The sequence below is a fragment of the Pseudoalteromonas sp. A757 genome (assembly GCF_004103285.1).
Classification (GTDB): Bacteria; Pseudomonadota; Gammaproteobacteria; order Enterobacterales; family Alteromonadaceae; genus Pseudoalteromonas; species Pseudoalteromonas galatheae.
Genome location: NZ_QNQN01000033.1, coordinates 1 through 1188 on the forward strand (window position 1 = coordinate 1; position 1188 = coordinate 1188).

At 41.5% G+C, this 1188-nt stretch carries 1 protein-coding gene; it reads left to right on the forward strand.

Annotation, left to right across the window (positions count from 1 at the left end):
- The first annotated feature begins 70 nt into the window (after positions 1-70).
- Positions 71-1149 (forward strand): IS3 family transposase gene (locus DRB05_RS00235; RefSeq protein WP_128725173.1). Its coding sequence is split into 2 segments (ribosomal slippage): positions 71-332 and positions 332-1149, totalling 1080 coding nucleotides; the frame shifts between segments, so codons are not numbered across the junction.
- Positions 1150-1188 lie beyond the last annotated feature (39 nt).

Consider the following 1188-nt stretch of genomic DNA (forward strand, 5'->3'; position numbering starts at 1 on the left):
TGTAACTCCCCCAAAAAATGAAACAGTTCATAAGTAGAATTTTCCATTAACTAAAATAGGAAAATTTACGATGAGAAAAAGCAAGTTCACCGAAACCCAAATTGTCAGCATGATCAAGGAAGCTGAATCAGGTATTCCTGTGCCAGAAATCTGCCGCAAACATGGTATCGGCCAAAGTACGTTTTATAAATGGCGCTCAAAATATGGCGGGATGGAAGCTTCAGACGTTAAGCGACTTAAAGAGCTTGAAGAAGAAAACCGTAAGCTAAAAGATATGTTTGCAACGCTTAGCCTAAAGCACTCGATGCTTGAGGATATCATCGCAAAAAAGCTGTAAAAACAAGTAGGCGCAGAGCTTGGGTAGAGCATTTAAGAGCTCAATTTAACGTCAGCGTCGCATTTGCTTGTGAAGTGGCAGGGCTAAGCCGCTCAGTTTTTTATTACAAACATAAACGGCCGTCAGATGATGAAGTTATCGACGCATTACTTGCGCTGGTAGAGCGCCATCCTAGGTGGGGGCTGCCTAAGCTATTCAAAAGGCTTCGCAATAAGGGTAAGCCGTGGAATAAAAAGCGTGTTGAACGCGTTTACAACATGCTAAAACTAAACTTGAGACGTAAGGGGAAGCGCCGTATTCCAACAAGAACACCTGAACCATTAAGTGCACCGACACAACATAATGAATCGTGGTCAATGGACTTTATGAGTGACGCATTAAGCTATGGACATCGTTTTAGAACACTGAATGTGCTGGATGATTTCAACCGACAAGCACTGGCGATTGAGGTCGATACAAGCTTAACTTCTGAACGAGTTATTAGAACGCTACAACAAATTATTGCTTGGCGAGGAAAACCAAAGCAGATTAGAGTGGACAATGGCCCAGAATTTACTTCAACGGCACTCGAAGATTGGGCAATGAAAAATGACATCAAGTTGGAATTTATAGAGCCAGGCAGTCCTTACCAAAATGGTTTTGTGGAAAGGTTTAATCGGAGTTACCGTGAAGAAGTGCTAGATTTATACTTGTTTGAGTCACTGCAAGAAGTACGTGAAATCACTGATGAGTGGTTAGATATTTATAATTATGAGCGACCTCATGATTCACTAGGCGATATGACACCAATTGGTTATCTTGAGGCTGCATAAAATTCTACGAAATAGCTGTACTAAATTGGGTGGAGTTAC